The organism is Segetibacter sp. 3557_3 (genome assembly GCF_004354985.1).
Taxonomy (GTDB): domain Bacteria; phylum Bacteroidota; class Bacteroidia; order Chitinophagales; family Chitinophagaceae; genus Segetibacter.
In genome coordinates, this window is record NZ_SMSK01000029.1 from 1 (window position 1) to 25,512 (window position 25,512).

Annotated in this window: 28 protein-coding genes and 1 pseudogene; 21 read left to right on the top strand and 8 right to left on the bottom strand. The window is 42.1% G+C overall.

Annotated elements, in window-relative coordinates; genetic code table 11:
- Positions 1–342: 342 nt before the first annotated feature.
- Positions 343–756: a helix-turn-helix transcriptional regulator gene (locus EXU57_RS24130; RefSeq protein ID WP_133270840.1), complete on the top strand. Its 414-nt coding sequence runs from the start codon at positions 343–345 to the stop codon at positions 754–756.
- A gap of 842 nt (positions 757–1,598) precedes the next feature.
- Here the strand turns inward: EXU57_RS24130 and EXU57_RS24135 are convergent.
- The 3 genes from EXU57_RS24135 to EXU57_RS25270 form a co-directional block, all read right to left on the bottom strand.
- Positions 1,599–2,501 (bottom strand): hypothetical protein, encoded by a 903-nt coding sequence (locus EXU57_RS24135; RefSeq protein ID WP_133270841.1) that lies wholly within the window; start codon positions 2,499–2,501, stop codon positions 1,599–1,601.
- A 31-nt stretch (positions 2,502–2,532) separates the two neighbouring features.
- The gene (locus EXU57_RS25265; protein WP_165958288.1) at positions 2,533–2,709 is read right to left on the bottom strand and encodes a hypothetical protein; all 177 of its coding nucleotides are present in this window, start codon (positions 2,707–2,709) and stop codon (positions 2,533–2,535) included.
- Between the two features lie 211 nt (positions 2,710–2,920).
- Complete coding sequence (locus EXU57_RS25270; RefSeq protein ID WP_165958289.1) at positions 2,921–3,067, bottom strand: hypothetical protein; 147 nt, start codon at positions 3,065–3,067, stop codon at positions 2,921–2,923.
- A gap of 1,292 nt (positions 3,068–4,359) precedes the next feature.
- Here EXU57_RS25270 and EXU57_RS24140 point away from each other — a divergent pair.
- The 19 genes and pseudogenes from EXU57_RS24140 (at position 4,360) to EXU57_RS24230 (ending at position 21,296) form a co-directional block, all read left to right on the top strand.
- Positions 4,360–4,602: a helix-turn-helix domain-containing protein gene (locus EXU57_RS24140; RefSeq protein ID WP_133270842.1), complete on the top strand. Its 243-nt coding sequence runs from the start codon at positions 4,360–4,362 to the stop codon at positions 4,600–4,602.
- A 31-nt stretch (positions 4,603–4,633) separates the two neighbouring features.
- Complete coding sequence (locus tag EXU57_RS24145) at positions 4,634–5,197, top strand: Crp/Fnr family transcriptional regulator (RefSeq protein ID WP_133270843.1); 564 nt, start codon at positions 4,634–4,636, stop codon at positions 5,195–5,197.
- A gap of 508 nt (positions 5,198–5,705) precedes the next feature.
- The gene (locus EXU57_RS24150) at positions 5,706–6,191 is read left to right on the top strand and encodes a hypothetical protein (RefSeq protein ID WP_133270844.1); all 486 of its coding nucleotides are present in this window, start codon (positions 5,706–5,708) and stop codon (positions 6,189–6,191) included.
- A 44-nt stretch (positions 6,192–6,235) separates the two neighbouring features.
- On the top strand, positions 6,236–6,568 hold the full coding sequence (locus EXU57_RS24155) for a DUF4134 domain-containing protein (protein WP_133270845.1): 333 nt from the start codon (positions 6,236–6,238) through the stop codon (positions 6,566–6,568).
- A 10-nt stretch (positions 6,569–6,578) separates the two neighbouring features.
- The gene (locus EXU57_RS24160; protein ID WP_133270846.1) at positions 6,579–6,962 is read left to right on the top strand and encodes a DUF4133 domain-containing protein; all 384 of its coding nucleotides are present in this window, start codon (positions 6,579–6,581) and stop codon (positions 6,960–6,962) included.
- Positions 6,913–9,384 (top strand): TraG family conjugative transposon ATPase, encoded by a 2,472-nt coding sequence (locus EXU57_RS24165; RefSeq protein WP_133270847.1) that lies wholly within the window; start codon positions 6,913–6,915, stop codon positions 9,382–9,384. Before EXU57_RS24160 ends, EXU57_RS24165 begins: the two co-directional genes overlap by 50 nt.
- 34 nt (positions 9,385–9,418) lie before the next feature.
- Positions 9,419–9,790: a hypothetical protein gene (locus EXU57_RS24170; protein ID WP_133270848.1), complete on the top strand. Its 372-nt coding sequence runs from the start codon at positions 9,419–9,421 to the stop codon at positions 9,788–9,790.
- Between the two features lie 7 nt (positions 9,791–9,797).
- Positions 9,798–10,472, top strand: coding sequence for a conjugal transfer protein TraI (locus EXU57_RS24175; RefSeq protein ID WP_133270849.1), 675 nt, complete (start codon positions 9,798–9,800; stop codon positions 10,470–10,472).
- 23 nt (positions 10,473–10,495) lie between these two features.
- Positions 10,496–11,140, top strand: a complete 645-nt coding sequence (locus tag EXU57_RS24180; protein ID WP_133270850.1) for a hypothetical protein — start codon at positions 10,496–10,498, stop codon at positions 11,138–11,140.
- A 2-nt stretch (positions 11,141–11,142) separates the two neighbouring features.
- The gene (locus EXU57_RS24185) at positions 11,143–11,778 is read left to right on the top strand and encodes a TerB family tellurite resistance protein (protein WP_133270851.1); all 636 of its coding nucleotides are present in this window, start codon (positions 11,143–11,145) and stop codon (positions 11,776–11,778) included.
- Positions 11,779–11,788: 10 nt separating this feature from the next.
- Entirely contained in the window at positions 11,789–13,003 is a 1,215-nt protein-coding gene (traJ, locus tag EXU57_RS24190) for a conjugative transposon protein TraJ (RefSeq protein ID WP_133270852.1), read from the top strand.
- Between the two features lie 403 nt (positions 13,004–13,406).
- Positions 13,407–14,024, top strand: coding sequence for a conjugative transposon protein TraK (gene traK, locus EXU57_RS24195; RefSeq protein ID WP_133270853.1), 618 nt, complete (start codon positions 13,407–13,409; stop codon positions 14,022–14,024).
- Between the two features lie 461 nt (positions 14,025–14,485).
- On the top strand, positions 14,486–15,742 hold the full coding sequence (gene traM, locus EXU57_RS24200; RefSeq protein WP_133270854.1) for a conjugative transposon protein TraM: 1,257 nt from the start codon (positions 14,486–14,488) through the stop codon (positions 15,740–15,742).
- A 21-nt stretch (positions 15,743–15,763) separates the two neighbouring features.
- On the top strand, positions 15,764–16,597 hold the full coding sequence (traN, locus tag EXU57_RS24205; RefSeq protein ID WP_133270855.1) for a conjugative transposon protein TraN: 834 nt from the start codon (positions 15,764–15,766) through the stop codon (positions 16,595–16,597).
- 89 nt (positions 16,598–16,686) lie between these two features.
- Positions 16,687–17,481 (top strand): hypothetical protein, encoded by a 795-nt coding sequence (locus EXU57_RS24210; protein ID WP_133270856.1) that lies wholly within the window; start codon positions 16,687–16,689, stop codon positions 17,479–17,481.
- 339 nt (positions 17,482–17,820) lie between these two features.
- Positions 17,821–18,156 (top strand): helix-turn-helix domain-containing protein, encoded by a 336-nt coding sequence (locus EXU57_RS24215; RefSeq protein WP_133270857.1) that lies wholly within the window; start codon positions 17,821–17,823, stop codon positions 18,154–18,156.
- A gap of 729 nt (positions 18,157–18,885) precedes the next feature.
- Positions 18,886–19,188 (top strand): annotated as a pseudogene (locus EXU57_RS26000) (tyrosine-type recombinase/integrase); the annotation flags it as partial.
- A gap of 95 nt (positions 19,189–19,283) precedes the next feature.
- Positions 19,284–20,222 carry a toll/interleukin-1 receptor domain-containing protein gene (locus tag EXU57_RS24225; protein WP_133270858.1) on the top strand — a complete coding sequence of 313 codons (939 nt, stop codon included), beginning with the start codon at positions 19,284–19,286 and terminating at the stop codon, positions 20,220–20,222.
- Positions 20,223–20,438: 216 nt separating this feature from the next.
- Positions 20,439–21,296 (top strand): hypothetical protein, encoded by an 858-nt coding sequence (locus EXU57_RS24230; RefSeq protein WP_133270859.1) that lies wholly within the window; start codon positions 20,439–20,441, stop codon positions 21,294–21,296.
- 608 nt (positions 21,297–21,904) lie between these two features.
- Here EXU57_RS24230 and tnpC read toward each other — a convergent pair.
- The 5 genes from tnpC to EXU57_RS24260 all read right to left on the bottom strand — a co-directional run bounded on the left by tnpC (position 21,905) and on the right by EXU57_RS24260 (position 24,743).
- Complete coding sequence (tnpC, locus tag EXU57_RS24235; RefSeq protein ID WP_165958291.1) at positions 21,905–22,591, bottom strand: IS66 family transposase; 687 nt, start codon at positions 22,589–22,591, stop codon at positions 21,905–21,907.
- Between the two features lie 223 nt (positions 22,592–22,814).
- The gene (locus EXU57_RS24245; protein ID WP_133270862.1) at positions 22,815–23,291 is read right to left on the bottom strand and encodes a hypothetical protein; all 477 of its coding nucleotides are present in this window, start codon (positions 23,289–23,291) and stop codon (positions 22,815–22,817) included.
- Positions 23,272–23,568, bottom strand: a complete 297-nt coding sequence (tnpB, locus tag EXU57_RS26005) for an IS66 family insertion sequence element accessory protein TnpB (protein ID WP_133270863.1) — start codon at positions 23,566–23,568, stop codon at positions 23,272–23,274. Before tnpB ends, EXU57_RS24245 begins: the two co-directional genes overlap by 20 nt.
- Positions 23,569–23,959: 391 nt before the next feature.
- Positions 23,960–24,244: a hypothetical protein gene (locus EXU57_RS24255; RefSeq protein ID WP_133270864.1), complete on the bottom strand. Its 285-nt coding sequence runs from the start codon at positions 24,242–24,244 to the stop codon at positions 23,960–23,962.
- Between the two features lie 10 nt (positions 24,245–24,254).
- Positions 24,255–24,743, bottom strand: a complete 489-nt coding sequence (locus EXU57_RS24260; RefSeq protein WP_133270865.1) for a hypothetical protein — start codon at positions 24,741–24,743, stop codon at positions 24,255–24,257.
- A gap of 191 nt (positions 24,744–24,934) precedes the next feature.
- On the opposite strand from EXU57_RS24260, the gene EXU57_RS24265 reads away from it, so the two are divergent.
- Positions 24,935–25,498, top strand: coding sequence for a hypothetical protein (locus tag EXU57_RS24265; RefSeq protein ID WP_133270866.1), 564 nt, complete (start codon positions 24,935–24,937; stop codon positions 25,496–25,498).
- Positions 25,499–25,512 lie beyond the last annotated feature (14 nt).

A 25,512-nucleotide genomic window follows, 5' to 3' on the forward strand; every position in this document is an offset into this window, starting at 1 on the left:
GGGTCAAGATGCCCCGGAATCCGTGCCAAACAAAGATGAGTCAAAGGGGGGGCAGTTTGCCCGGAATGAGGGGGTCAGCTTGGCCGGAACCACGGGGTCAAAATGTTCCGGAATCTACAGTGTTAGGGTGGAATACTCCATAGTAGAATGGGTTTTGATCGGATGTGAAAGTCGACAATGATCATGGCTGTTATTTGCCGTGAAATAACCTTTTCGTGTCCGTCTATAACATTCTTTCGGTGACTACTTAAGCGTCTACGAAGTCTGTTTTAGCCATCACTTCTAGACTCTAGAACAGTTTATCTTGGTTAATCAATGACGGGAAAAAATTATATTTGCTCTATGACAACATCAACATCCTCCGAACAGGTACATCATGGCAGAAACATAAAGCGGCTTCGCGAAATGTTGGGGATCAAGCAAGAGGCACTTGCGCTTTCATTGGGCGAAGATTGGTCGCAGAAGAAAGTGTCGCGGCTCGAGGATAAGGAAGTAATTGAGGATGAAGTACTGCAGGCGATCGGAAAGGCCTTACATATTACTCCAGAAGCAATTAAGAACTTTGATGAGCAGGCGGCTGTCAACTATTTCAATAGCTTTCATGACAGCAGTGGGGCAGGGGCGTTCTTCTCTTCAAGTAATTATAATTGCACATTTAACCCTCTGGATAAGATGGTCGAGCTATACGAGCGTATGCTAAGAGAGAAAAATGAGATGATTGAAAAGCTTGAAAGGCTTTTGCAGGATAGAAAGTAAGTTTTAGTTTTTTTGTGCATATATACCCGGCTCCCGAAAGGTGGTTGGGTTTTTTTGTACTTAGCAGTGAATATCTATTTGGCTACGGTTGTGTCACTCTCTTGTACTCTATAACTTTACTGAATATTTTTCGAGGGTACAATATGAATGTGATAGTGCCATTCAAGGGCTCTGCCGCAAGTAAAACCAATGTCAAAGCACTGAAACGCCGGGTTATAAGTTCCGTGTTACTGACTCCTTCAACAATTTACAAATGACATATTCTCCAGCCGCTTCACCCTGGGCGCCGCCGGCTTCGATGCCAGTTCTATAGAGTATTCCACCATATAACCGGTTTATAAAAACTTTGTGCAAAGCAGAATTGAAAAAGAAAATTTTTGTTTCATGCCAATGTAGGCAAGGTCACTGGTGTCTTCAAAAGCGAAATGATCTCCAAAAATGTAAGTTGGAACTGTTGCAGCAGCAGCTGATATACTGCTGTGCCGGCTGTTATTTTCGGGAGCGGGCGGGGTTTGCAAAAAGGAGTGCCAATTACTGTTAACACATTGATTAGTCACAGTGACCGGACGAACAACTTTACAGATATATTTCTGCCTCCAGGAGGTAATAATAGCATCGTGCATCTCCACATCGGTTGTGTCAAGTACTTGTACTTGGCTAACTTTGCTAGGCTACCTCTGTACAAGTTAAAGGAGAAAGCACCATGAAGCTGCGATTGCAGAAAAAAGACCGGCCAAAGGCGAGAAGATTTGCAAACGACCTCATTTTTATTGGACGAAGTACAGATGAATGGTTATCTACTAGCAAGTAAGAGAGTTATTTTGAAAACTGACTATAACATCTCATTGAGTTTTTGAAAAAAGCGAATATACCGTACCATTGTACTTTTCGAATATCAGGATATAGTCAAAATTGGAGCTTTTGATCTTTGGTATCGTTGCTGACTCGAGGTTAAAGCCAGAAAAGCTGTTTATGTCGTCAATAACTATCAATAACCAGAGTGCATCTACTTTTATTGCATTTCGGTAATCATCAACCCTACGTTCTTTTTTTGCAATTCGTTCAAGTAGCAATATAGAAAATTCATTTTCAGTGAAGTAACTCTCTGCAAGCTCAATGTCAACTCGTGTATCTTGATTTGGCGTAATTTCAATACGTGAAATGAAATCAGGTTTTAGTACAATACCACCAGTTAATTCAGATATAATGAAATTAGCAATAATTTGAGGCAGCTCATTTCGCTGCTGTACGCTAAAACTCCTATTGTGGAAATCACCTTCGCCAATTACCTTTTTACTGTGATCAATAAAGATGTTCACAGTTTTGGAAAGATGGGCTAAATCCTTCCCGATTATGTCTTCCGCTTTAGCAAGATAGTATTTAGCAGCTTTATAGGCTGCCCTTCCTTTATTGCTCATTAATCGTGTATGCTCTACTCCAATGGTCCATCCTTTGTACGATAGAATAAAATCGGGATACTCCGGAATAGTGGCTGGTATAGGAATATGAAGCTTATCGCCGTTTGCGAGAATGAATCTACCAATATCTTGGAGTTCCTCATATTTGTCCTGGCTGGTCTTGGGATCGAACTGCAATTTGGTTTTGTAGTTGGAAATGATTTTATCCACCCTTCCTGATTCCAATTGAATCTTGGCAAGTTGTTCCGTAAAATTTGTATGCGGCAATTGTTCAAGCGGAATACTCATAATCCTTGAAAGAGCTTCCCTAATTTCGTTCTCGCTCATTTGAGCAGACAACTTTATTGACGTTCGCTGTTTAATTATGTGAATTCCATCCATTATCATTATTACTAAAAAGTGGTTTTTGCACTTGCTCTTTTTGCGAACATTTACTTAATTCTTTTCCTGATTGCTCTTTAATATTTCTCTTCCGGAAGGTGGAATTTGCAACGGTAAGTTTATAATGCTTGGAGAGTTCTTTTTGAACTTCCATTGTTAATTTTCTGTAGGTGAAACTCTTCTGTATACAGTCGGATCATATCCATTCTTGGTTTTCGTGTCTCTTTTATTTTTGAGCATAGACATACATGCTTGATCTCCTTGATGATGGGCTTGTGCGGCAGCGGAGCTTAAAACTTTGCAAACTATCTTTTAAATCTATAGCCGTTCTAAAGATTCAATTCTAGTTCCACTTTACCCTGTGGTCACTTTGATTTCTTGTTGCTACTTACCTTTTGGCTCAACGCGCTGCCGGCTGCAGTTTTGCTATCTTTTCCAGTACGTCCGTCGTTCAACACTTTAGAAGCTGCTTTTGCGGCTTTGGCACTTGTTGTCTTTTTTGAATTTGCCATAGAAAAAGTTTACTAATAAAATTAGTGCATATTTTCAAGCGAAATAATACAGGTTTTGCACAGCATGTGAATATTTTAGGTTTTATCCGATGTGTACTGAACCTGCAATAGGATAATTGATGCAGTGCTGAATAGAAGATGGCCTGCCACACACGTTTGCAAATGAGGTGTTCAAACCACTAACAAGTGCTTTGCTTTAACGGCTTGGTGCTGAACATCTGTTCTGAAAGGTGTTATAAGGCATGAAAAGAAGCTGAACTTAGTTGATCCATTTAGTTAATCATTACTGGAACATCCCGTGGTGACAAAACCTTTAGAAAACAAGTCAACAGAACGAACTCGAACCGCGAGCTGCTTACTTGTTACTGGATCACCAAGGCATAAAGACGCAGGAGCATTGACAAGCTTTCATTTGGAACAGGAAAGACCTCTTAACTATAAGCCTTGAAGCCTCGCGAGACTGTCGAGGAGAGTAACGCCAATTTGGAGAAGCCCTGCTTTTGATTTCGTTCCAGCTTAGCGGCATAGGTGTTTCTGGTTGCCTAGAAATATATACCAATCATGCTGCAATTAGATCGTGTAAATACGGGAGTTTCTACAGGAAATGTCTAATGTGCGGCAGTTCGGATTTTGGGCATTTGGATAGATCGGGGTGGTTTACCACGTTGGGGCGGGGACATATTCGACAGTATTTTCATTAGATATACGCAAGTCCTACATCATCGTGGCTACTTTTAACAGAAGATAGTGCAAAAGGCTGAATGATACTTAAGCCTGTCTAGCGTTGTACGCCTAAACAAGAGTCTGGAGAATTTGCACCAGGGTCGACAAAGTGGTTTGCCACATTTGGAATCATTTGCCCCTTTGTAACAATCCCTGATCTTGAAAGATGAAGATACTTTGCCGCTCTATAGTTGTCTTTCTCATTATGTTAGTGCTATAGTTTAGCCGATTGTGACCGTTTCCAAGTTATAGTTAAAGATGAGGTTATCTATTTTTATGTATAACGCTGCAGACAGGTTGTTTGCTTAGAGGTTGGGCTACAAATCTTGTCAAACTGTTCTAATCCCTGATAGCAGTTGAGCACTTTCATCCATTGTCCTAGCATCTTGAGACAAGCTTTCCTTTTCAATACCCATTTTTGACATTCCGGAAGCACGTGCAACAGACGAACAAACATGTACTCACTTTCATCACTATAAAATATGTGAGTAGATCCACATGTCCAACACAATTTGCTATACGTGTGTAGGAAAATCTGAATTTTTTCTTTCCCAACCTTGCAAAAGGCAATGGGTATACAAAACAAGAAAAGCAGCATCGATTGGTTTATTATCGACAGGGTAAAGCAACTCAGGATTGAAAACAACCTTTCGCAACACGATGTCGCAGTTCACCTGGACCTTTCAACCGGGTTCATCGGCCATATAGAAAACCCTAATCACCGGGCTAAGTACAACACCCTACACTTGAATAAACTGGCCAAGTTATTCAAATGTTCTCCAAAAGACTTTTGGCCCGAGCAGCCGCTATAGACTGGACACTGCACCATTAAACCGGATATGTATGGAACGCCTACTAGGACTCCTGGCATCTATTCACCCGCTTTCACCAGCGTTAGAGCAACACCTCTCAGAAATTATTCAACGGCAGCTTTTCCCAAAAAAATGTATGCTGCTCAAGGCTGGGCATACTTGTCGGCACATCCGTTTCGTAGAACAAGGATTGGCAAGGTGCTATCACAATGAAAACTCAAAGGAAGTTTCATCCTGGTTTATGAAAGAAGGGGATGTGTTCATATCCGTTGAGAGCTTTTATCAACAGAAGCCCAGCATTGAAAGCATCCAGGCCCTGGAAGATTGTCACGTATACTCAATCGAATACGCACAGCTACAACATATCTATAGCACCTATCCCGAGTTTAATATTATTGGCCGTATACTTACCGAAAGGTACTATCAACTTGCGGAGCAACGCTCGAAATCGCTCCGAAGCAAAAGTGCTCGTGAAAGGTATGCTTACCTGTTAAACAACCACCCGGAGTTAATTCAACGCGTACCCTCAAAGTATCTTTCTTCTTACCTCGGTATAACCGAAGAAACGCTCAGTCGTATCCGTAGCAAAATGTGATTTCTTGATTATTATCAATTCTATTCGTGCAATAGCAATCTAATTTTACTAAAGAAACATAGCGGTACGACAAATCTTCTTGCTTATGTAAATCCATAATGCTTCTCTGTTCCATTCGTTTAAGTGATTATTTTGAAGGGGTATTAGGATACAATGTCGTTTATTCAAGCCTAAAAACAATTTGATTGGCCAGGGTACTACAAATGTACAAGAGTGCGGCCCGCCAATAAAAATTGGGGCACGGCGCAAGGATGTTTAATAATAGTTTTTCAGCTGGGTCCATAAGCATTTGCTTAAGTAAACGGCATTGTATTAGGATATGTTATAAGTGGTAATCAATTAACATGAATTGCATTTCAGTTCTATTTGTAATGGAAATGATTATGGTTTAGCATTCGCCGCTTTCACATGCGTTTTGTGAAACTATAAATAAATGCAATAAGCAGATTAGGTTTTTTCAATCTGTCCTGTTTAAATCCTGTTTTAGTGAAAATGAAAATGAAGAGTTATGATAAACGATATCAGCTGGGCAAGCTACTGGTTTGCAATTTCAATAATAGTAGCCTTTTATTATTTTCTTGTAATTGCTATTTACTATCCACAGGAATGTAAAGGAATGCTTTCACGGGCATTCTTAAGTACTGGTCGTAACAAGTCCGGTAATAATCCTTCGAAATATTTACAAGCTGTTGATAATGTTCCGGCAAAATCTGCTGCGAATGACACTCCACGTGGTGTCGATCCGTCATTTGCAATTCTACCTGCCGATGTCCAATCTGTTATGGACGAGATAGAAGCTTTTTTTCACCAGGCATCCCATGGTTCCTGGGTGAAATCAGATCTAATCAGGGCGTTACAAGCAATAGTTTCAAAGTACCCGTCGGTTAAGATGAGTGGGTTTGTAAATCGGCTGAATATCTTCATCAAGTTACAGGCTGAACTTCATTGCTCCATCCACCTGGTTGAAGAGGAGTTGGCTTTGGTGTGGATGTAACAGGTGGTGGGGCAATTTTTTTAAAATAAAAAACAAGTGTGTGTATGAAAATGTTTAACCGGAAATCTTGTTTCACGAAACAGTTGCTAATTGTTGGTGTGATAAGTGGCTTTTTAAGTCTTTATGTGAACTCTTTCGGGCAGGATGGTAATGCAGGAATAAACCAGGCTAATACGCAGGTACGAAGTTACTTCGCCTCTGGAACAAGCCTGATGTATGCCATCGGCGCTATCGTTGGATTAATTGGTGCCGTGAAAGTTTATCAGAAGTGGAATGCCGGTGATCCCGACACCGGCAGAGTTGCAGCAGCATGGTTTGGTAGCTGCGTTTTCCTGGTGGTAGTTGCCACCGTTATCAAAGCCTTCTTCGGAATTTAAATCAGTTCCAATGGCTGGCACAGTCTACAAACTAAACAAGGGTATAAATAAGCCTGTTGAATTCAAAGGGCTCAAGGCACAGTACATCGGGTACCTGGGTATCGGCCTTGTGGTTCTGTTGATACTTTTTGTCGCCTTATACATCAGCGGTTTCAACACCTTTTTTTGTTTAGCCTTAGTTTCTACCCTTGGTGTTTTGCTATTCATTCATACTTATAGAATGAATAACAAGTATGGTGTTCACGGCTTGATGAAGCAACTTGCCAGGCGGCGTTTGCCGCGAAGCGTTAAATTATACTCCAGAAAAACCTTTTTGAATTTACGTAGCGTGAAAACGATCAATGATGGAAAGAAACCTACAACACATATTGCCAATCTACGGAATAGAACATAATGCCATTCTTTCAAAAAACGGCGATATCACGGTTGCATTCAGGGTTGAGCTGCCGGAGCTGTTTACGTTATCCGAGCAGGAGTACGAGGCACTTTATTACACTTTCTTGAAGGCGGTGAAGACGCTGCCACATCACACCGTTTTTCACAAGCAGGACTGGTTTACCGAAGCAGGATACGAGGCCACCTTTAATGAAAAAACTTCATTTCTTTTACGCTGTAGCGAACGATTCTTTAATGAGCGTCCATACCTTGACCATCACTGCTACATCTTCATTACTAAGAAAGCTGCTAACAGGAAGAGTTCAACTTCTATAAGCTCTAACCTTTTGCGGCGAACAATTGTACCCGAGCAAACACTCAAAGCCGCTTTACTGCAGGACTTTTTAGACCAGGTTGGCAAGTTTGTAGCCGTATTGCAGGCAAGTGGCCTTGTTCAACTGTCGAGGCTCGGCGATGAGGATCTGGCCGGAACATCAAAAAAAACAGGTATCATCGAAAGCTACCTAACCCTCAATTCGCACGGTGGCACATCGATGTTGCGTGACATCAGCTTCGAAAATCCTTTGCGGGTTGGAGATGACTATTGCCAGTTATTTACGCTTGCTGAACCGGAACACCTGCCGGCGTTTTGTGGTTCCAGAATTAACTACGACAAGCTTTCTACTGATAATTCAAAGTTCAGTGTTGGTTTTGCAGCTGCAATCGGACAGTTGCTCTCCTGTAATCATTTGTATAACCAATACGTTTTTATAGATGATCCGCGGCTTACAATCAGAAAACTTGAAAGTAAACGCCTGCGGTTGCAATCACTGTCAGCCTATTCAAGGGAAAATGCAGTCACCCGCGACGCAACAAACGAGTTTTTGAATGAAGCAATTGCGTCTCAGCGGTTGCCTGTCAAAGCACATTTTAATTTGTTGGTATGGACAGCCGACAAGGAAAAACATAAAGAACATAAAAACCTGGTATCCTCAGCCTTAGCCCAGATAGATGCTGTACCCAAACAGGAACTGGATGGTGCGCCACAGATCTTCTGGGCGGGCATGCCGGGTAATGAAGCTGACTTTCCTGTCAACGATACGTTTGACACTTTCGCTGAGCAGGCTTGTTGCTTTCTTAATCTTGAAACTAATTACAGGAGCTCTCTTTCGCCGATTGGTATCCGGCTTGGCGACCGGCTAAGCGGCAAACCGGTTCATGTTGACATTTCTGACGAACCGATGAAGAAAGGGATTTGTACCAACCGTAACAAGTTTATTCTCGGCCCTTCGGGAAGCGGTAAGTCCTTTTTCACCAACCATATGTTGCGAAGCTACTATGAACAGGGGACGCATATTGTGCTTGTAGATGTTGGGCATAGCTACAAAGGGTTATGCGATATGGTTGACGGCTACTATTTCACTTACGACGAGAGAAAGCCCATATGCTTTAATCCTTTTTTTCTTGCACCCGGCGATGTGCTTGATACCGAAAAGAAGGAAAGCATAAAGACATTGCTGCTTGCTCTTTGGAAGAAGGACAACGAAGCCTTCGGGCGCTCCGAATATGTAGCGCTCTCCAGCTGCCTGCAGTTCTATTATGCACACTTAGAGAGAGATAGCAGCCTTTTTCCTTCATTCAATACATTCTACGAGTTCCTGCGGGATCAATTTGTAAAAATATTAGCGGCAGATAGCGTAAAGGAAAAGGACTTTGATGTTAACAACTTTCTGTATGTACTCAGGCCTTACTATACCGGTGGCGAGTTCGATTACCTTTTGAATGCCACATCCAATCTTGACCTGCTGAACAAGCGTTTTATCGTGTTTGAGTTGGACAACATAAAAGACCACCCAATTCTTTTCCCCGTGGTCACAATTATCATTATGGAGGTTTTCATTTCCAAGATGCGCAAGCTCAAAGGCATCCGAAAGATGATCTTAATAGAAGAAGCGTGGAAAGCGATAGCAAAAGAAGGAATGGCAGAATACATTAAATATTTGTTCAAGACCGTACGAAAGTTTTTCGGTGAAGCAGTTGTCGTTACCCAGGACGTCGAAGACATCATCAGCTCCCCGGTGGTAAAACAAGCCATTATCAATAACTCAGATTGTAAGATCCTTCTTGACCAAAGTAAGTACCAGAACAAATTTGCACAGATCCAGGAGTTGCTTGGACTTACAGAAAAAGAGAAGGCACTTGTATTATCAATCAACAAGGCAAATGACCCAGCCAGAAAATACAAGGAAGTATTCATCAGCCTTGGCGGCGTTCTCTCAAAAGTATACCGGACCGAAGTTTCACCGGAAGAGTACTTCACCTACAGCACCGAAGAAAGTGAAAAGATCAAGGTGCAGGAGTATGCAGCCAGGTACGGAGGTATGCAAAAAGGAATTGCGGCTCTTGTGCAGGATCTGAGGGATACGAGTGCAAATCCGTAAGCAAGATTTTTGATGATCGTGAAACTTTTTCGATATGAAATATATATCCCCTTTGATAGCCCTTGCACTTACATGTTGCAATACTGCTGAACAAAGCTTTGAGGAGCTAATTCCTGGCATTTATGTCAGACCGGTAGCAAGTGAATACAGCATCGGAACTGACACCCTCGAGATATTAGCTGCGAGTGAAGATCGTCGGAACTATTATATACACCGGCGGTGCTCGTACAGAAGAGTTGTACGTGGCAAGCTCTCGCCAACAAAACGAAAAACAGAGAAGTGGGTTGCCATTTATCGCCCTGAACAGAAAACGCTGAACGAAATCACTAAAGGCAAAGTATTGTCATTTGTGCCGGAAAAGAATTTGTTATTGGTTGGTAAAGCTGAGTATAAGAAAATAAAATAAAGATGTTATGAAAAGAGGATTAGCAATTTGTTTATGGATAATGGTTGTTATGATGCCTTCCTCATTCGCTTCTGCCCAGGATCCTATAAGTCTCATCATTAAAGAGGGAATTAAAAAAGTAATTAAAGCTGTCGACCTCCAAATTCAACGGATACAAAATGAAACCATCTGGCTGCAGAATGCACAGAAGGTCGTGGAAAACAAGATGTCGAAATTACAGTTAACCCAGATAGGGAATTGGGCTCAAAAGCAAAAAGCACTTTATTCGGATTACTTCGATGAACTATGGAGAGCCAAGGCGCTTATTGCCTACCATCATCAGGTAAAAGAGATCATTAATAAGCAGCTTGCAATTGTACAGCAATACAAGCAATATAGTAGGCTGTTTAAACAGGATAAAAATTTTACGGCCGAGGAGATACAATATATGGCTGTCTTTTACTCCGGAGTTATGGCTGAAAGCCTGAAGAGTCTCGATCGGATGAGCCTTGTGATCAATTCTTTTTCAACCCAAATGTCAGACGCCGGGAGGATGGCATTAATTGACAACGTAGCCGATGAACTTGATGAGCATTACAATGCCATCAGGACCTTCAACAATCAGGGCGCTATGTTGAGCTACCAACGGGCGAAAGAACGCGGAAATGCTGAAACCGTAAGGATGTTGTATGAACTTAGGTGAGCTGAAGTAACAAAAGAAACTGTATGAAAAAGACTTTGTGTATGCTTATGATGTGTTCCATTGGGTTCAGCGTTTTCGCACAAACGCCTGAAGAGTGGATCAACCAAAAGGCTACTCAGCGAAAGTACCTGTTAAAGCAAATCGCTTCGCTTCAAGTCTACCTTGACCACCTGAACGCGGGATATCGAATTGCATCGCAAGGGATCGGGGCGATAAACAAGTTTAAAAAGGGTGACCTGGATGTGCACGGCAGTCACTTTCAAGCTTTAAAAAAAGTGAATGCTAAGGTAAAAAACTACGGAAGGGTAGCGGATATTATCCAGTTACAATCCAGGATACTTACCCTATATCGGGAAGTTCAGCAAATTCTAAAATCTAGCGGCGCCGTTAGTGCCACCGAAAAGCATTATCTCAATAGCGTGTACGGAAACATTCTCTCGGGTACTGCCAACAATATCAACAGCCTGTTTGAAATCACATCAAATGGAGTCGTTGCAATGAATGACGCCGAACGGATCAACCGGATCGAAGCACTATATACTGATATGTTTGATAAGTTGCAATTCGCCAGTTCTTTCAAGAATCAATTAATAAATCTGCTTGCGCAACGCGGTAAGGAGCAGCGGAACGTTAACGCAGTTCGTTTGCTAAACGGTTTAAATCAGTGACCATGAAAAAGGCATTTGCGATTGGCTTCTTTATGATTTTGCTAAGCGGGATTCACGGGAATCTTCATGCTCAATCAGAAGAGGCGCAGCAATTATTGCTAAACGTTGAAAAACTCGCCCAGCTTAAGTCGATCCTTAACAATCTCTATAAAGGATATGAGATAGTAAACAAAGGATACAATACCATAAAAGACCTCTCTGAAGGTAACTTCAGTTTGCACAAACAATTTCTTGATGGTCTGTTATCTGTCAGTCCTGTTGTAGGAAAGTATAAAAGGGTAGGCGATATTGTTGCAACCCAGGTTACGATTGTTAAAGAGTATAAACGTGCTTTTGCCCGCTTCAAGTCCAATAACCATTTTACAGCAACGGAAATTAAGTACCTGGCCGATGTTTACTCCCGGCTTTTCGATCAGAGCTTAGAAGATGTGGAGGCACTTGCAACGATCATAACAGCCGACAAGCTTAGGATGTCTGATGACGAGCGGCTGCAAGCTATCGACAAGTTATACGCGGATATTACAGAGAAGCTTGTGTTTGTCAGGCAGTTCAATAGTAAAATCCAGGTACTAGCAATACAGCGTGCAAAGGAACAAAATGATGTAAATACGATCCGGAACATCTACGGGATCAAATAAAATTGAGACTATGGCAACGTGTGGAAGAGCTATCTTAACGATAGCAGTGGGGATAGGATTGCCTGCACTGTCGCGTGCGCAGGGAGTCACAAGTGACATCAAGGGGCTGCAATCGGTGCTTGATCAACTGTACACCGAGATGCTGCCTTTGTGCAGCCAATTGATCAGTGTAGGCAGAGGTATTGCAGGCTTTGCCGCAACGTGGTATATTGCGTCGAGGGTATGGCGGCACCTTGCGAATGCAGAGCCAATAGACTTCTATCCCCTGTTCAGGCCCTTCGTAATCGGGTTTGCAATCATGATTTTCCCTTCTGTCCTTGATCTCATCAATGGCGTAATGAAACCCACAGTTACGGCCACGTCGGCAATGGTAGCAAACTCCAACCAGGCAATTGTAGTATTAATCGCAAAGAAAGAAGAAGCAATAAAAAGCTCAGACGTATGGCAGATGTATGTTGGAGAAACCGGAGCTGGTGACCGGGATAGATGGTACAAATATACCCACCCGGACGATGGCGATGCTTCAGGAGAAAGCGTGTTTGAATCAATTGGAAACGACATAAAGTTTGCGATGGCCAAGGCTTCGTACAACTTCCGTAATTCCATAAAAGAATGGGTGAGCGAAGTATTAAAGCTGTTGTTTGAGTCGGCAGCACTTTGCATAAATACCATCAGAACATTCTACCTGATCGTTTTGGCTATTCTTGGGCCCTTGGTTTTTGGGATTGCTGTATTCGACGGCTTCCAGCATACACTTACCGTATGGATTGCCCGATACCTGAATATCTATTTATGGCTACCCGTTGCAAATATTTTCGGTGGTATCATTGGAAAGATCCAGGAAAAGATGCTCCAGCTCGATATTCACCAGGTACAGGATGCCGGTGATACTTTTTTTAGTTCAACTGATACTGCGTACCTCATCTTTCTCATTATAGGTATTGTTGGGTATTTCGCTGTTCCTTCTGTGGCAAACTACATCGTTCATGCCGGAGGTGGAAACGCACTATTGCATAAAGTCAGCAGCATCTTTAATAGCACCACCGGCTCCGGCATCCGGGTTGTTTCCGGAACATCAGGAATGTTATCGGATAGCCTTGGTTCTGCCGCGGGCTCAATTGCAAATAGCATAACTGCACAAAGCACAAACGGCGGCTATTTTACGGAAGCAAAAAAGGACAATTCACCTGATTACATGCACGATAAACTCTCGGGTAAAGCGTAGGGAATTATTATGCGCTCCGGCATAATAGGTATTGAATTTTTTATGGACCGGGCACAGGTATGTATATGAGACATCGTTGCGTCTTGCCCCCAACTCATTGGCGCAACTCGTTGGTGGGTCGCACTCTTGTACTAATCTATCTATATGCAACGATAGTTTAACCTCAGGAACTGCACAGTATAGTTTAGATATCCAGCCTTATTGCTTACGAAATATTTGATCAAAAAAGAATAAATGTTGAATGGAGCCCGTCCGAATGGCTCCAGCCGGGCGGACGTCGCAACAATGTCCTTACACGGCGGTCCTGCTGGTTCCATAAAAAATCCCAAACAAATACTAAAACCCATTGAGCCAGGCTTATCGTCATATTGGTCCAACCATTATCCGTTTTAAATCAATCAACATGTTTACCAAAACAAAAAACATTGATACTGCATTTCAAAGTTTTCGCTCCTTCAGTATAATAGTTGTTGTAAGCAGTGTTATCATTTGCGCGTTCGTTGTTCACACATGCTTTAGGATGGTTGCGAAAGTGGAGTCGCGTATTTACATCCTTGCAAATGGAAAAGCGCTTGAAGCAGTTGCAGCAGACAGAAGAGACAATATTCCCGTTGAGGCAAGGGATCACATCCGAACATTTCACGAATTGTTCTTTACGCTTGATCCCGATGAAAAAGTCATTCAATCAAACCTGTCCAAAGCCATATACCTCGCCGACCAGTCGGCAAAGATTCAATATGAGAGCCTGAAAGAAAATGGCTATTACTCCGGTATCATAGCTGGTAATATCAGCCAGGAAATTGAGGTCGATAGCATCCACTTCGATATGGAAAGTTATCCCTACGGTTTCAGGTGTTCCGCAATACAAAAAATCATCAGGCCAAGCACTATAGTGATAAGAAGCTTAACCACAGAAGGTGTCCTTAGGAACGTGTCGCGTTCAGATCACAATTCTCATGGCTTCCTTATTGAAAAATGGAAGATCATCGAAAACAAGGACATCAGTAGCTTAAACAGGTGACATCATGAGGTCAATTGCAAACAAGAAAAGGCAGAACCAACAAAACCTGAGTTTTGAACAGATCAACGCTCACGTGCGGGTTTTCCTATTGGCACTGGCAAAGAAACTTCAAAAGCATTCAGCGCGATATGATAAACGAACGAAGGTTTTGTTACTTGCTTTTTTTCTGATGTGTTCCGGTACGTTCTTTATTTTTTTAATCGCAACAGGACTTTCGGGCGAGACTGGCCAAAGGCTCATTACGCTGCCTAAACAGGCTGAGCCGTTGACTTTACCTCGGGATAGCTTAATCAACAATCGACACAAGCAAGCTTACGTTTATGATCATTATAATGCTATTGAAAGCTTGCAGCGCATCTTACCGGATACGCTTATTGACAAACTTCGAATGTTTCACCCCGCGCTTCTCGACTCTCTAAAACTCCAACCAGGTATTTCAAATCACACTAAATAAAAAAACCATGGAAAAGAAAACACCCTCAATCCGTTTTTTAAAAAAGCGAAGATTTCTAATGGTGTTGCCAGTGCTGGTGATCCCGTTTGTAACGCTGTTGTTCTGGTCACTTGGTGGTGGTAAGGGTAGCGAAGTTGCCGGTCAGGATACAGGCAGCAAGGGGCTAAATCTTAGTCTGCCATCAGCGCGGATTGTTGATGATCGGCGGCTTGATAAACTTGGCTTTTATGAACAGGCAGAAAGCGAGTCAGCTAAGTTGAGCGAATTAAAGAAAACAGATCCTTATTATCGAAACGGGATAGACAATGGCACCGCTCCAGGCATGGGGTTCGATACTAAGACAACAACTTCACTTAGCTCACTTTCGGGCGCGAACGATTCCAATGAAGCAAGGGTTTACCGGAAATTAGCCGAGCTAAATAGCCACCTTAATCCAACTACTGCCCGGGAGCGAGGTTGGCAAACCGGCAATGATTTTAATGCGTCCAATTCAGCTGATAGCCGTGACGTTGATAGGCTCGAAGCCATCATGCGAAGTGCCAGGGAAGAAAGCGCGGAAGATCATGAAATGCAGCAGCTGAATGTCGCGCTTGATAAAATCATGGACATACAGCATCCTGAAAGAATCAAGGAGCGGTCAAAAATAGGAGAGGAGCCAGAGGAGAGGTTTCACACAGCATCGGCAAACCAACAACGGATAACCATTTCGCTGCTTGAACCCAGGGGCAAGGTGCCAATGATGCGGCAATCTGTGGCTGTATTCCACGGGTTGACCGATACCCTTGAAAGCAATGCAATTTCGGGCAGCGGAATACTAGCCGCGATTTACAGCGATCAGACGGTGGTAAATGGTTCGGTAATTAAGCTTAAACTGCTGGAGGAACTTAACCTCGGCGATATATTGATCCCAGCCGGTGGTTTTGTATTTGGAAATGTTCAAGTGAACGATCAACGACTAAACGTAAATATTAGCTCCATAAAGCATGGTAATAGCGTTTACCCGGTAAAACTTACCTTATATGATCTCGACGGCTTAGAAGGCCTACATATTCCTGGGGCAATTGGCCGCGATGTTGCAAAAGAGTCTTCAGCTAATGCCTTACAAACAATTGAGCTTTCGACTATGACGCCCTCCGTCGCCGGCCAGGCAACCAATGCAGGCATTTCTGCTGTAAGGTCGCTTCTTGCACGCAAAGCAAAGCTAATTAAGGTTACTGTGAGGAACGGCTACCAGGTCATTCTGCAGGATAACTCCAAACATTAATCCCTATTAAATTCTTCCATTATGAAAGCTACTTTAATTGTGCTTATGCTGTTTTCCTCGACATATTCAAGTGCGCAAGACTTCGACGTTACGGGTGTAAACACCCAGCTTTTATGTTTATCGCCAACTAAAACAACCAGCCTTGTATTTCCATTTCCTGTGAGGCATGTCGATATTGGAACAGGTGACATTCTCGTGCAGCAGGTAAAAGATGCGGAGAACATCCTACTTATTAAAGCCAGCCGCAGAAACTTTCCTGAGACAAATCTTTCGGTTGTGTCCTCTGAAGGAAAAGTCTACTCTTTCAGGGTTCAATATGATAGCTTACCAGCACACTGGATCTTCAATGTGCAGGATCGTCATTCGCCCAAGAACGCGGGGAGTAATGTTGTTTTTGGAAAGAACGTTCTAAGTGCCTCGGCTTTGTCGTTTTACCAGAAGGGCGTACTGTTTAAAGATGATAACATTAGGGGTAGTAGTGACCATGCGTGGGGGATGGATGCGAAGCTAGATGGCCTTTACATTAAGGAGAACATGCTGTTCTTTAAACTAACCTGTAACAATCGCTCAACTGTTGATTACGAGTTAGACGGTGTTAGGCTTTATGTGAAAGACGCCGTTAAAATGAAGCGGACCGCTAGCCAGGAGAAAGAGCTCGCCATCCTATCACCCCCAATCACACCGGACGTTATCAAGGCAAACAGCAAATCTACTTTCGTGCTAGCCGTTCAAAAGTTTACCCTACCTACCGGCAAGTATGTAGCCGTTGAAATCAGTGAAAAGAACGGCGGCCGCAAGTTGCAACTACGGATCAACAACCGACAACTTACTAAAGCCGGGTTACTGGATCTGTGATGTAAGTAGCAGTGACAACCTCACCTCTTGTCCAGCAAGGAGCGACTATAATTAAGTAATTAATCGTTAACAACATTAAAATAGATATCATGAACCAGCAGAATTTAGAATACCTAAAAGATAATGTCAAGTACCTCGGTTTTGGTGAAGCACTAAATGATTCGTTGGAAAAGAACATGATCCAGGGTAAGGACTCATTTAGCCTTGAATACAAAACGGAGATCAACCAGAAGTCTTTCGAGGCTACTTTGAATTTTAGAAAGTCTGACAACTCCGACATGTATTTTCTTAACAACTATAAGGCATCTTTAAACAATGGGCCGGATCAGCACGTCTGTCAAACTTTCTTCCTGAATAAAGGTAAAGGGATCACGTGTAAAGAAGCATTCAACCTACTGGAAGGACGGGCGGTAAATAAAGATCTGACAAACAAAGAAGGCCAACTCTACAATGCGTGGATCCAACTTGACTTTAAGCAAATTGATGCGAGAGGTAATTTCCAGGTAAACCAATATCATCACAATTATGGTTACAACCTGGAGAAAGAGCTGCGTGCACATCCGATTAAAGAGCTCGGCAATGAACAAGAGAAAACCCGGCTGGTGCAATCGCTACAAAAAGGTAATAGGCAATCTGTGACTTTTAAAGAACACGACAATGAGCAAAAAATGTTTCTCGAAGCGAACCCTCGTTTTAAGACGCTTAATGTTTATGACTCGAAGATGCAGCGAACAAATAGCCAGGTTCAAAGAGAAACGAAAGGTCAACAACAACCCGGTGCAAAACAAGACAAAAATGAAAAAGTGGAACAAGGAGACGAGGAAGATAACACCGCTGGTAAAAATTCCAAGAAAAGGAGGACAAAACGACAAGGGATCAGTTAATCATTGCTCATCATCTGCTTCCCATTTGTCTGTTTTTCTGATGGCAATCGCGCATGACCCTTACATAACGTCTACTCATATCAGCATATTTGTCGCACTTGTCGAGAAATATAAGTTGCAGGGCTGCAAAAATCCGATCACTGCCTTTAGCTCCGAAGTTATGGCACTTTGTAAGGTCGGCGGACGGAGCACTTACCATAAAAAGCTGAATGATTTAATTAGGTTGGGATACATACAATACTATCCTTCTTATAGTTCAAAATGTCCGAGCAAAGTAGTGCTTGTAGACATTCGGGCCTCACCCCAAAGCAAGCCTTCTTTAAGTGAAAATGAAATGTGATGAATACAACGAAAAACGATCTCTCCGCAACACCGATGTTGTTTCCAATGGATCCTGAGGTTTTCTACAAATCAATAAGAACCCTGATTCAGGAAGAGCTTGGAAAGCTGAAGATACAAGGCGATCACGTAAAGACGAAAGATGGACCTACATATCAAACACCTGGACTAACTTACAAGCCGTTGTATAAGATCACGGAAGTATGTAGCCTCTTCCAGGTAACTCGTCCAACAATCTACGACTGGGTAAAGCATGGAAAACTTCACCCCTACAAGATACGATCGCGTATATATTTTCTTTGGAATGATACCCAAAAGTTGCTATCGGTGGAATAAAGCACAAGGCTGTCTTCAAAAAGGCAGCCTTTTTCAATTCTTGAGATCAGAGCGCTGGTTAACTATCGTTCATTAAGGGAGCCGGGGCGAGCCGACGTGTCAACCATTGGGGGTCGAGCCCTCCATGTTGTATGTATTTACCGACTAGGCATCCCAAGGCTGAGCGGTAGAGTCTGCCATAGCCTAAGGGCTGTTGGCTCCGGTAATAATGCAGTAAAACGGAGGTGTTGTTGATTAAGTGCATGGAAGTGCAGAGCTTTTTGTTCGTTGTGATTACCCGTATAATTACTGGAAAATCGCGGGTCAACATCGTAAGCATGTTTTCTCGAGTAAAAGAGCTTTTTTATCCGTTAGGGAGTATCTAAGTACTCGCGAGCGAGTATATTTTTGGAATTCAGCCGTTTTTTGTATAATGCATAGCTATCCTTTGTGACTGAGGGTAGGCTTGCCGTTTACTCAGGTTTAAGTTGTACAATTCGCTTTGAGGTTACTGATGATGGTAATTACATTTTCTCGGAATGGGTCTATTCTCTTGCTCTGAGATTGAACGCTTAGTGAGTTCTAGCAAACCTACCAAATAGTGCCCGGCCGCAGGTGGATGAACTTGTTCCCTTTGAAGTTTATGATGTTGATAGCAAACGTATGATACACCTAGGAAGCGGAAAGGGTAATAAATTCCAATTTGTTCCTCCGCGGTAAGAGTGCAGAACGCTACGGAAGTACTATAAGCAGTATAAACCAAAACTGTACCTGTTTGAGCGGCAAAATAGGAAGGCGTATGGAGCTCGAAGTGCTCAGGAGGTTCTAAAGCTTGCAAAAAAACACAGCGGGATCACTAAAAAGGGCAGCATACATAGGCTGCGTCACACCTATGCGACCCATTTGCTGGGAAATGTGACTTACATTCGATACATCCAGGTGCTTTTAGGGCACTGTAACGACTGTAACATCAAAACTACTTTGCGGTATACTCATGTCGTAGTAAAGACCTTAGCCCTGGTTCAAAGCCCCGTAGACAGATTAGCTTGGTGAAGAGTTTCCGCCATCGGCAGCCAAGCATTACTTCCCATTTCATATTTTTTACTACTAGTTTTTTAGTTTATCTTAAATCCCTTCTGAATAGGCTTATGATTGAACAAGATATTTTCTTAAGCTATTCTCGTTCTGACAAAGAATTTGTTTTTAAGCTTTTTTCTGATCTTAAGGAAGCAGGTGCTGGTGTTTGGCTTGACAGTAAAGATATTCCTGGAGGTTCAACCTGGGATTCAGAAGTTCAAAAAGCATTAATTTCATGCAAGTATTTGATTATTGTTCTATCCCCAAGCTCTGTCGCTTCACCAAATGTTCTTGATGAAGTCTATTACGCATTGGAAAAAGATAAAAAGATTATTCCAGTTATACTTAGTGTTTGTGAGATTCCGTTTCGTATCAAAAGACTTCAACATATAGATTTGTCAATAGATTACTCTACAGGATTCATACAGCTTCTTTCGGATTTAAGTATAAAAGTAAAGCCACAATCATCGACTCATCAAGAAGCTAGTAAAGAAGAGCAAATATTATGGGATTGGGTAAGAAGAGAAAACACACTGGCAAAATATAAGATATATATGCAAAGATACCCAAAAGGTAAATTTATTGCAGAGGCTTTTAATTTTGGATATCACATAAAAGAACGGCCAAAGGATGAAAGTCCTGATTTCGAGAAAGAAAAGTTTCTATGGGAAAAAGCGCGTAAAGAAAATACGATCGAATCCCATGAAGAATACTTAGATAATACAATTTTAGGCAGTCATTGGAAAAAGGCGGAAAATCTAATTACAAGATATCGAGGTATCCACCATGAAATTTTCGAGTGGTATAAAGTTAGAAGATATTTTACAATGCGTGGAGTTAAGTATAAGTATAATAAGTTCTTCGAGCAATGGCTATGGATGAAAACAAAAAGAGAAAATACAGAAAGTGCCTACCGCAATTATCTATCACATTATCATTTCGGCGACCATGCTGAAGAAGCTTGGACCGCTCTTGAGAAAGTCATATATTTTTCTACCATATATGACTGACAGCCACTCTTATTTTTATAACTCCCGATAATCAATATAGCCCATATTAATAGCCTGCTGCTAACAATAGGCTTGGGCGAAAGTTGGGTGGGGGAGGATGGCCACTGGACGATATACATTTATTCTACAACGAAGCTAGGCGTGAGGCTAAAGGAACTCTGAATACTTAACCTTCGCCAAGCTACCACTTTAGCGGAAACGCATAACTTCCCCTCAATGAAGGATGATCTCAAAAAACAAATAGCTGACTCTCTTAAGAAGGGTGGCTTCCCCACTGAATTGAAAGTTGGGAAAGTGTTAAACGAAAGAGATTGGTTTAATATTAGCAACTATATTTATGTTGACAAGACAAAGGCTATAAGTCGAGAAATCGATTTCTACTGTGTAAAGCACTCTAATTCTAATGACTTTCGATACGCAAGATTTGACGCTCATTTAATTGTTGAGGTTAAAAAATCAGAAAAGCCTTGGGCATTTTTTATTCAAAACATACAAAAGGAATTTGGAGACGAAAAGGTTGACCACAGAACTTTTTCAAGTGTTAGTTATCGAAATATCAATCATCTAATTTGGGATAGATTGTATGTTGGATTTCCAACAGACAATTGTGATTTTAATTCATCTAGTTACGCTGAAGTTTTTAGGGATTCGGAGCCTTCTAATATCTACAAGGCTATTGATAGTGTAACTAAAGCCTGTTTTCACTTTCGTACTACTAATGAAATCGAACGGCAGAAGAAAACACCTAAGGATGATAATGGTTTCGCAGGTGATCTATTTGAACCTATTGACTTACAAAGACCTTCTCTTGTAAATGTATTTATACCACTTGTGGTTGTAGACGCTTTACTAGTGAAAGCAGAATTAGATAACAACTCTGAATTATCAATTGAAGAAACTTCATACGTGCCTTTTACTAGCTACTATGTTAGTGAGTTTGAGGTCGAGTCTTCCATAATAGTAAACGTAGTGACACTTGCATTCCTCCCTATTTTTTTGAAAGAAGTAGAAGACTGGATAGAACTTAGGATCCAGGGTCTTAAAGAGGCAAGACAAGGCAAACACTTCCGCTAACAGCTAAGCCTTTTCTGGCTCTGAAGGCCCAACAATGAAGCTCCTGTTGTACGACACCGTTGGGTAGTTCGACTAGTTTACGGGATTGCGATTTGCTTTTACAAGCACAGGGTTCTATTCGCCAGGCTTAGTCGCTGATTTAGGTTGTATGTATCGAAGCACAGTTTCATTTTAATCTTAGTTTATCAATTTTGACTAGCCCTTAAAGGAATTTCCAGACCTTTTAGCTTCTTTTTTACTGTATTAGCATGGTAATAACCGCCAGTATTAAACAGCAGCTTTTAGCCTAACCTGTACGCTTCCTTTATTGACACCAGTAATTCAGTAGCCAGTTCTTGCCACTCCGGTGGAGGGCCACGACGATCAAACATCATAATTGCCTCCATGCTAAGTTTTTTGCAACAAGGGCATTGCTTTGGATTGTAAGATTCAATGCTGTCCATACTGCTAACGACTACGATTGAAGAAGGCAGTTCCGGCAATTGGGCTTTAATAACATCGGCGCTCTTTGTCTTTGATGTACTGCTGCATATCCCGTAATGACTGATGCAAAGTAAGCCACCGTCTAACCCAGGTGTACCCTAACCAACAAGTTTCATTGATTTTTTTTATTCCAGCTTCTTCCAGTTATGTGGAAGTAGTTCGGAGATGTTGCTAGTGGAGTATAAGTGCATCCGCGCCAATACGTCTTTAAGCCAGTCATATGGATTTATCTTGTGTAGGCGGCAGGTTGCAAAAAGTGAGTAGATCATTGCTGCCCGCTGAGCTGCCTCATCGCTTCCTGCAAACAGATAATTCTTCCTGCCTATAGCTACAGGTCGGATGGCATTTTCGACTGGGTTGTTATCGATATTCAGAATTGGATTGCTTGCATAGACGCTTAACTTATCCCATCTCGGCAGGCTGTAAGCTATTGCTTGTCCAATCGGGCTTTTCGGTAAGACCTTCGGATATTCATCCGTCATCCAATCTTTAAGGTGCTTCAGTACAGGAACGGCTTCCTGGTGCCTTAGTTCAAGGATTGCATCAGTGTCTAGTTGTTCGTCTTTAATATTACGTTCTATCGCATAGAGCTTCTGGAACATGCTTAATGCATATTCAGCTCTTACTTTATCATTTTGGAGTGCATCGCTAAACTTTCGCCGCGCGTGCGCCATACAATGCATGAGTGTTATGCCTTTCCTTGTATCAAAGTCATCGTAGGCAGCATATCCATCGGTTTGCAAATAACCCTGGTAGTCTTTTTGAATATCATCAGGGCCTTCCCGTCCACGTCCTCTTCGGTAATCGAACAACACCAAGTTGTCCTAACTGTTGTGATATACCCAGTAGTAGCCCTGGTGAGTAGTACCTTTTTTACTTTCATCCAAAACTTTGATCGTAGGTAACCACAAGCCAGTAGAATCTTTTTGTGTGCCTCGTATAGTGCTGCTACGTGGTTAAGTACAGCTTTAACCCAGTCGTTGAAGCGCTGCATTTGACGGTGAAGTGGAAGGTGATCGACATATTTGTCAACAACTATCTGTGCAAGTAATCCTTCTCCGCCCATGCACTTCCCATAATGTGACCAGGAAGTGAGGCTGTGATGATAGCGCTTGTAATGCCGCTAAAGGGCTGCACGTAGTTGGGCCGTACATATTGTTTTACAAACAGCTCTGCATTTACATAATCCAGGATCTCTTTGGTTTCATCACCGATTTTTCTAAGGCCTGTTACATCCGCATCGGGATGTAGTAAAATAGTCTCACGACGTAGTTGTTCGGGAAGTTTTGCTCTTCCGGGATGTATTCTAGGTTTTTCTGTTACTTCTGTTTTAGTGCGGATATCAGAGACTTTGGTGCCGTCGGTGATCTTGCAGGCTGCAATCGTTTCTGCATCAAGATCTAGGACCAGCTGAGCACTATCCTGGTTGTCAGCAGCAACAAAACGTTCATGCTTACTGCCGTGGATCAATTTTCGGAGCTTATTAAGCTCATCAATTGTAATTGCTGGCAGCTAAAAGATGCACTTGTATTTTGATCACCAATTGCAGCCACCTCACAGGTTCCCTTTTCAAGGCGCTTGTAATAAATGGCAAACCCGTCCCCTTCTCATAGCAACAGTTTAACCTAGTTGTGCTTGTATTGAAGAAAGTGAATACGGACCTATTATGGGGATTGCAGTTCATTTGAGAGGTGAAAATACCGATAAGGCTGTCGAAGCCCTTGCGCATATCCGTATGCCCGGTAAACAGATAATAACGACATGATGAAGACAGGTGCGACATCTTCATTGATCAAAGCCTGTAGGTGATCGGCAGAAACAGCCTCATGGAAAACCACTCGTTCGCCATCAGGTAAAATTAACTTTACACTGACAAGACGACGGATAGTTCTACCCTAAGTTTTAAACGAACTTCCAGAAGGCCGATTTGAGTTTCGGTAAACTTTTTACCAGTAAGAATCATGGTTAGGGATGTTAGGTTGCTCGCAAAAACTATTCTGAGATAAATCGCAGGACTTCGAACTCTTGATATGTTCAAACATTTGCTCACGAACTTATTTGGGTTGCATTGTAATCGTTTACCGCAAAGCTAAACCACAATAGAACCGTAAGCAATTTGTACTTGGCGGAGGGCTTACTTTGTGTCAGCTTTCTTCTTTATCTAATCTTCAACTCGGACGCTAAAGGGGCGGATCTGCCCGTTCGTCGAGAGGTTCTCCTGAGTCGTCGTGTTCCGTATCTAGGTCGGGCATCCGGAACCGATCTGGCCGTTCTTCGACAGGTCCTCCTAGGTCGTCGTTTTCCGTATCTTGGTCGGGCAATTGGACAGGCGCAGAAATTTCGGTTAAGTCGTTTTTTTTCTTTTGCTCCTGCTTATTTCCCTCCTGTTGCTTTTTTGTTTGTTCTTCCCGGCGTTGTAAATCTGTCTTGATTTTAATCCTATTATTTTTTTTTTGTTTTGCCATGTATGTATTCTTAGAAGTGGGTAAACATAAATACAATTAAAAGTGCTACGCCAACTATGAAAAAGAAAAATGACAAACCATTAAGGATGATGGTCGTTGCGTTTAATTGATCTTTTTTTTGCTCTAACGCTGCTTCGTTGGGAACTGCAGCTTTGCCGGTTTCCTTGCGAATAATGCTCTTGGTAATCTTCATTTCAAGTTTATTGGCGTAATACGAAGTGACCTGCGAAAACAAATTTGAGATGATGGCTGACCCGAATAAAGCCCAAGCAATTTTGAGATCCCAAAAATTATGGTGCGGGGGTAGCTTACCAACGTCTTTTAAGAAACTAATTGAAAACATCAGTGCTCCGCTCGATAAGGTAATTATTAGAATATCAAAACGCTGAATTGCGTACTTACTTGCTTCCTTACAATCATCACAATGCGCCTCGAGACGGGACACATAGATTTGCTTTTTTAGTACTTCCTCTTCCGTTTCGCTGTTCGCCTGAGCCATAAAAAATTTTTAGGGAAAAACTGGTGCGAATTTCAATGGAATGTAGTCTTGGGAAAGGACTTGCTCGTCATAACCCGGCTAAAGCCTCAGTTTCTGTAAAAAGAAATCAACTAACACTTTTAAATATACAAAACATATATTAATTTTAAAATCATCATTACTGCGCTTTTTTTCACCTTGAAAGTCTTCTCATGTTATGGACCTACATCAAAGAAGGGTATAAAGCCTTCAAATTTGGATATGCGGTTGGGACCGCTGCAGACCGCCAGCTTCGATTGTCGGACAAACTTGTCCCACCTCTAATTAATACCCTTGGTCCCGCACCAGCCAAGCTTATCAAGGTGGTAGATCGCGGTTCAGACTATTATCATAGAGGAAAAAAGGTGTTTGATTTGTTTAAAGCCGGGAATGCTAATCAATTACCGCAAAACCCGCCCAAAAATAACTGGCTGAATGTAATTAAGCCTGTTAAACCATATAAACCATCCGTAAATCTAAAGCCCCCATTTTCTCCGCATCGAGATATTTTTAAGAGAATGAAGTTATCACAACCCCCGCTAGGCACCTCAGGACCCTTTAACATGTATCAGAATTCCCGGACTTTGAAAAATATTCATAGAGCCGACTTGTCGTATGCTCGAACTTCTAAAGCTTTTACAATTAAAAACCAGCCTGGGGGGATGTGGCATGGAGCTCATAAAGTAGCGGGAGCCATTCGAAAAACTTATATGGACAAAGTGTTCAAGATCAGTTAACGCGTATATGTAAA